Source organism: Pedomonas sp., assembly GCF_036515995.1.
Lineage (GTDB): Bacteria > Pseudomonadota > Alphaproteobacteria > Sphingomonadales > Sphingomonadaceae > Pedomonas.
In genome coordinates, this window is record NZ_DATBUP010000004.1 from 1 (window position 1) to 5,894 (window position 5,894).

Consider the following 5,894-nt stretch of genomic DNA (forward strand, 5'->3'; position numbering starts at 1 on the left):
CGCATTCTGCGTGCCCCGAATCTCCTGCCCGATACCCCCCCCGTTTTATTGAGTAATATTTTTGTTCCACTTCTCGGCAAACCTTGCCACATTCGCCGACCAATAAAGATAATGCGTAACGGGGAGGTTATATTGTCACCGCAAATCCGCCATTTTCCTATGGCAACCGCGCTCATCCTGGTCCTGACACAAGCAGCCGCCGCTCAAGCCCAGCAAAACCCGACGGAGGCCGATGCGACGCGATCCGCGTCGGTCCGCGGACTTGATGAGATTGTCGTCACGGCCCGCCGCTCGGAGGAGCGTCTTCAGGATGTGCCGGTTTCGGTCACGGCGATGTCCGGCGCATTTCTCGAGCGCCAGAACGTGGTCGACGCCAGCTCGCTGACCAAGCTGGCTCCGAACCTGACCATTGCCGCACAGCCCAGCAGCATGTCCGCAGCGGCGGTCTTCATTCGCGGCATCGGCAATACCGAGCCCTCTGCTCTGTCCGAACAGGGCGTTGGCATCTATCTTGACGGTGTCTACCTCGCCCGTGCAGCAGGCGTACTCTTCGATCTTGCCGAAATGGAGCGCGTGGAAGTGCTGCGCGGCCCGCAAGGCACGCTCTTTGGCCGGAATACCATTGGCGGCGCTGTGCAATTCGTCTCCAAGAAGCCAACCGACGATTTTCAGGCCAACCTGAAGACGGGCTATGCCCGCTTCAACGAGTGGTATCTGCGCACTCGGGTCGATTCCGGCTATCTTGGCCAGACGCCCCTGAAGTTTTCCATCTCCGCCTCCCACCGGCAAGGGGATGGCTACGTGGACAATCTCCTGGCACCCTCTTCCAAAGACCCTGGAGCAATCAATGCGGATACGGTGGCCTTCGCCCTGCAGGGCGACTTCGACTCCCTGACGGTCAACTACAACTTCGACTATGACGACCGCCGCGGCACCCCGGCCTTCTTCCAGATGACCCACGCAACGCCGGACGTGATCGCCTATTACAGCCAGTCTCCGCTGTTCGGCGGCAAACCGTTCCTGATCAGCCCGACCCGTCTTGACGAAGTTTACCAGGAGGGCTTTGTCGACCGGAAAGGCAATTTCCGCTTCAACTCACGCTCCAAGAACTGGGGCCACTCGCTGACGCTGAACTATGATGCAACGTCAGAGCTCACGCTCAAGTCGATTACCGGGTATCGGAACTTCCGGCAGGACACGATCACGGCACTGGGCGGCAACGGCGGCCTGCTTGGCGTTGTCCTGGATCCGGTGACCTTTCAGCCGTCCATTGCGCCGGTAAACCCGTACATCGGCAACAACGCGCCGCAGCGTCAGTGGCAGTTCAGCCAGGAACTGCAGGCGCTCGGCACATCCGGGGACTTCTCCTACCTTGCGGGCCTTTACTACTTCTATGAGAAGGCCTCCGAGAACAATCGCCAGGCTCTGACGTTCGTGCTGCCCGGCGGCGGCGCGGGCCTCAACCTGAACCCGGTTCAAGCCTTCGGCGGCACCGCCGAGAGCATTGCGGCCTTCGGTCAGGTCAGCTGGAAGCCGGCCTCGCTGGATGACCGCCTGGAGCTGACAGGCGGCCTGCGCTATACGTCGGACAAGAAGACCGCCACTCTGCGTGGCGATGTGCAGCCCAGTGTCTCGGGCAGCGTTAAGGCCGACAACGTGTCATGGCTGGCATCTGCATCCTACAAGCTGACGGATGACATCATGGCCTTCGCCCGCGCATCGACGGGTTACCGCTCCGGCGGCATCAATCCGCGCGCGAGCATGATCAACACTTTCGATCCGGAAAAGGCGATGGCCTACGAAGTCGGCCTGAAATCCGAATTCTTCGATCGCATGCTTCAGCTGAATATTTCGGGGTACCTGACCGACTACAGCGATCTCCAGGTCCAGCAGTTCGCGGCTGGCACGGGCGGCGCCACCACCCTCATCGTGAATGCGGGCAAGGTGCAGCTGAAGGGCTTCGAAGCCGAAATGGTGGCCGCACCTGTCGCGGGCCTGCGCCTCGATGCCAGCGTTGGCTACATCGACACCAAGTACAAGCAATTCGACTTCCTCGATCCGACGACCAACCAGGTGATCGATGTCGCGGCCCAGGCCAAGCCGGCCTATACGCCGACGTGGAGCGTTCGGGTGGGCGGCGAGTACAGCCAGGAGCTCTCGCTCGGCACGGCCCGCCTGCGGGTGGATTACTCCTACCGCAGCACCCAGTACTACTACCCGCTCGATTTCACGACGCCCTTCAACGAGCAGGTCCGCTCGCGGCCCGACTACAACCTGAAGGCGCGCCTGTCGCTGGAAGAGATCGCTGTTGGCGGGTCCACGATGGAAATCGGCATCTGGGGCGACAACCTGACCAACGACGAGAATATCAGCTACAGCATCGACTTCGGCAGCCTTGGCTTTGCCGGGTCCACCTTCAAGAAGCCGAGGACCTACGGCATCGACGCCAAGATCAGCTTCTGATCCATCGGATCGAAAAACAAGAATGGCGACAGGGGAAACCCTGTCGCCATTTTTTTTACGCCTGCCCCTCGCCCACCAAGGCGAGAGGCATCTGACGTGCCAGATCAGCTAAGGATCGTGTAGTCTTCGAACTTTGGCTTGCTCATGGCTTCAGCGAACGCTTCATAGCTCCATGGCCAGCTGGCGGGCACGCCTTCGGCGTCCAGATACCAGCTGGTGCAGCCGCTGCCGAAAACGGTCTTCTTGGCTGCCTCGATGCGGCGCTCCTCGTAGTCAAGGAACGCCTCCTTCTTGGGTGCCACCTGCTTGGCGCCATGGCGAAGATGCTCGAGCAGTTGCTCGATGTAGCCCCACTGGCGCTCGGCAATGTCGATGAGCGAGAAGTTGCCGACCGGGCCCGTCGGGCCATTCAGCATGAAGAAATTCGGGAAGTCGGGGATCGTCATTGCATAGTAGGCGCTCGGGCGCACCGACCACGCATCGTCCAGCGACACGCCGCCGCGTCCGGTCACCACGGTCGGACGGATGAACCGGTCGGCCTTGAAGCCGGTTGCCAGCACCAGCACGTCCAGCTCATGCAGCGTGCCGTCCTGCATCCGCACGCCAGCCGGCTCGATATGATCGATCCGCCCGGTCTCGACGGTCACGTTGGGCTGCTGCACGTGATCGTAATAGCACCAGCTGTAGATCAAGCGCTTGCAGGCTGCGATATAGTTAGGGCGCAGCTTCTCGCGCAGGACCGGATCCTTGACGCTGGTTTCCAGATTGTTGAGCACGACGTTCTGGATGGCCTGCATGTCCGGACCATGCGGATCAACAAGCGCGCGATTGAAGCGGTAGATGTTTTCCCAGTATTCCTCGCTGTAGCGGATCTGGTCAATGAGCGAGGGATTGGCACGGAACGCCGCCCGGTCTTCCTCGGAGTATTCGAAGAACGGCACCGGCATGATCCACTGCGGCGAGCGCTGGAAATGCACCAGGTGCGCAGTGCGCGGCTGCAGGGCCGTGACGATCTGCACGCCGGTCGAGCCGGTGCCGACAACGCCGACGCGCGCGCCATCGAGCTCAGCCGTGTCGTCCCAGCGCGCACTGTGGAAGGCCTTGCCCGCAAAGCTTTCCAGGCCCGCAATATCCGGAACATTGGGGTGGTGAAGCACACCCGATGCCGCAATGACCACATCTGCAGTGTCCGTCGTGCCATCCACCAGGGTGATGTCCCAGCGGTTGGCCGCATCATCGAAGCGGCAGCCCGTGACTTCCCGGTTGAACCGGATGCTGTTCATGACACCGAAGTCGTTGGCGACCTTCTCGAAGTAGGCCTTGATTTCCGGCCCCGGCGCATAGAAGGCGCTCCAGTCCGGATTGGGTGCGAAGCTGTAGGTATAGGCGTGGGCCGGCACGTCGCAGGTCAGGCCCGGATAGCGGTTTTCCCGCCAGGTGCCACCAATGCTGTCACCCTTCTCGTAGACGATGAAATTGGTCTCGCCGCGCTCCTTCAGCTTGATGGCGGCGAGCAGGCCCGCCATGCCCGCGCCGATGATCACATAGCGCAGGTTGGCGTTGCGGGCGGTAGTGTTCGATGATTCCATGACCCTCTCCGGTACGGTTCTGGCCTGAGTGTTGGAGCGACCGGGCCGAGCGCGCTTCATCCGTTCGGACGACTCTGACGAATTTTCCGAACTGAAGCCGCGCCGACCTCAGTCGGGAAAAGCGGAAAGCAGGGCAGCATCGACCAGCTGGGCCTGGCCGTTGATCCCGCTGGATGCCGGGCCGAGCAGGAACAGGGCGACTTCCGCAATCAGCTGGGGGTCGAGCCGGCCGCGGTATTCCGGCGGTTGCAACGTCTCGACGGGTTGCAGATCAAGGCTGGGGGCAGCGCCAACCAGCGGCGTGTTGACGGCGCCGGGGCAGATGGCATTGACGCGCAAGTCCCGCCGCGCGAACTCCCGGGCGGCCGACTTGACGAGGCCCAGCACGCCGTGCTTCGAGGCCGCATAGGCCGCTGCGTCCGCAAACCCCAGGAAGGACGCGGCCGATGCCGTCAGCACCGCAGCACCGCCCGGCCGCAGCCGCTTCTGAGCCTGCTGCATGCCGAAGAAAGCGCCCTTGAGATTGACGCTCATGACGCGATCGAACACCTCTTCGGTTACCTGATCGAACGGAACGTAAGACTGCAGTACGCCAGCATTCAGGAATGCCATGTCCAGCCCGCCGAAGGCTTCTTCAGCCGCGGCAAAGGCCCGCTCGTTCTCCTCGGCGCTGGCGATGTTCGCGCTGAGCGCAATGGCCGTGCCGCCTGCCGCCTTGATCCGCGCCGTAATTGCCTCCGCGCCGTCACGGTTGATGTCTACAACCGCAACGCTTGCGCCTTCCGCCGCCAGCCGCTGCGCTGCCATCGCGCCGATGCCCGACCCTGCGCCCGTTACAAGAGCCGCCTTCCCCTTGAACATTCCTCTTCCCTTCCACGTATTGTCCGGCCTGACCGGCATTGTGGAAGAAATAGCGGACCTTGGCGACGTGCGCGTACCCCAAGCAGACTACCCCGGGCAAAAGGGTCCGGCGCGGATGGCTGCATCAGGCCAGATTGGCGACGCTCATCAGAAGGATGCGAATGAGATCAGCCTGCCCGCGGGCGCCGGTCTTGCTGTAAATAATCTTTGAATACCCCCGCGCGGTCTGCTCGCTGATGCCCAGCTCCCTTGCCGCCTCGGCGATACTGCGCCCGCGCGACATCGCCAGGGCCAGCCGAGCTTCGCTGGGAGTAAGCCGGAACAGGTCGACGATCTGCTCGACGCGGCTGGCGCTCATCTCCCGGTCGCCATGAAGGTAAGCCGTCAGCACCGGCCGGGCCGGGCCCGAGAGGTTTCGCTCACGCACCGGGAGCAGCAACATATCAAGCCATGGGTCGTCGGACAGCCGCACGGCGCGCGGCCGAGCCTGCGAATCCACCGCAAAGTCACGCAGCGCCTCGGTCAGCAGCTTGTCAGCTGCCCGGGATTCGGGGAACAGACGCTGGCGCGCCCGCAGGCGAACCACCGTGCTGTGTTTCAGCAGCTCCTCCGCATGCGGGTCCATGTCCAGCACATGTCCCTGCGCATCGAGCGTCAGCCAGCCGAAGTTCAGCCGCCGGACCGCATCCCCGCTGATGCCCGCCCGGATGCGCTCCCGCTCGATGGTGGCATAAAGCTCGAGGGAAATGGCCAGGTGGCTGGAGAGTTCTGCCAGAAAGCTGCAATCCGCCGCCGAGAAATCCTTATCCCCGCGCCAGAGCGTGAGCCAGGCATTGTACCCGCCCGGCGCCGACACCCGCATGACCCGCAGGAAGGGGCGGCCGCCCGGAATGAGGAAATCCTGCATGTATTTCTCGTGACGCGGATCAGACGGCATCAGGAAATCGGAAATGGAATACACCCGGCCCGGTCTCAGGTCAT

General features: G+C 62.6%; 4 protein-coding genes. 1 reads left to right on the top strand and 3 read right to left on the bottom strand.

Features of this window, described 5'->3' with window-relative positions:
- Window positions 1-132 precede the first annotated feature (132 nt).
- Window positions 133-2,463, top strand: a complete 2,331-nt coding sequence (locus tag VIG90_RS00125; RefSeq protein WP_331591300.1) for a TonB-dependent receptor — start codon at window positions 133-135, stop codon at window positions 2,461-2,463.
- Between the two features lie 104 nt (window positions 2,464-2,567).
- On the opposite strand, the gene VIG90_RS00130 is transcribed toward VIG90_RS00125, so the two are convergent.
- The 3 genes from VIG90_RS00130 to VIG90_RS00140 form a co-directional block, all read right to left on the bottom strand.
- The gene (locus tag VIG90_RS00130; RefSeq protein WP_331591301.1) at window positions 2,568-4,052 is read right to left on the bottom strand and encodes an NAD(P)/FAD-dependent oxidoreductase; all 1,485 of its coding nucleotides are present in this window, start codon (window positions 4,050-4,052) and stop codon (window positions 2,568-2,570) included.
- A 108-nt stretch (window positions 4,053-4,160) separates the two neighbouring features.
- Window positions 4,161-4,913, bottom strand: coding sequence for an SDR family oxidoreductase (locus VIG90_RS00135; protein WP_331591302.1), 753 nt, complete (start codon window positions 4,911-4,913; stop codon window positions 4,161-4,163).
- Between the two features lie 124 nt (window positions 4,914-5,037).
- Window positions 5,038-5,894: helix-turn-helix transcriptional regulator (locus VIG90_RS00140; protein WP_331591303.1), on the bottom strand; the 857-nt coding region annotated here is incomplete at its 5' end.